Below are 853 nucleotides of genomic sequence, written 5' to 3'. Positions count from 1 at the left end.
CGGCCATAGTGGGTGATAGCCCTGTACGCGAAAATCTCTTAGTCATGAAATCGAGTAGGACGGAGCACGAGAAACTTTGTCTGAATATGGGGGGACCATCCTCCAAGGCTAAATACTACTGACTGACCGATAGTGAACTAGTACCGTGAGGGAAAGGCGAAAAGAACCCCGGAGAGGGGAGTGAAATAGATCCTGAAACCGTATGCGTACAAGCAGTGGGAGCCCACTTTGTTGGGTGACTGCGTACCTTTTGTATAATGGGTCAGCGACTTATTTTCAGTGGCGAGCTTAACCGAATAGGGGAGGCGTAGCGAAAGCGAGTCTTAATAGGGCGTCTAGTCGCTGGGAATAGACCCGAAACCGGGCGATCTATCCATGGGCAGGTTGAAGGTTGGGTAACACTAACTGGAGGACCGAACCGACTACCGTTGAAAAGTTAGCGGATGACCTGTGGATCGGAGTGAAAGGCTAATCAAGCTCGGAGATAGCTGGTTCTCCTCGAAAGCTATTTAGGTAGCGCCTCATGTATCACTGTAGGGGGTAGAGCACTGTTTCGGCTAGGGGGTCATCCCGACTTACCAAACCGATGCAAACTCCGAATACCTACAAGTGCCGAGCATGGGAGACACACGGCGGGTGCTAACGTCCGTCGTGAAAAGGGAAACAACCCAGACCGTCAGCTAAGGTCCCAAAGTTATGGTTAAGTGGGAAACGATGTGGGAAGGCTTAGACAGCTAGGAGGTTGGCTTAGAAGCAGCCACCCTTTAAAGAAAGCGTAATAGCTCACTAGTCGAGTCGGCCTGCGCGGAAGATGTAACGGGGCTCAAACCATACACCGAAGCTACGGGTATCA

General features: G+C 51.3%; 1 rRNA gene. It reads left to right on the top strand.

Annotation, left to right across the window (positions count from 1 at the left end):
- Positions 1–853 (top strand): 23S ribosomal RNA (locus tag ACYP2Q_RS31440); the annotation flags it as partial.

It is taken from the genome of Pseudomonas sp. MHK4, assembly GCF_054600775.1.
This window is presented reverse-complemented; position numbering and strand designations above follow the sequence as displayed.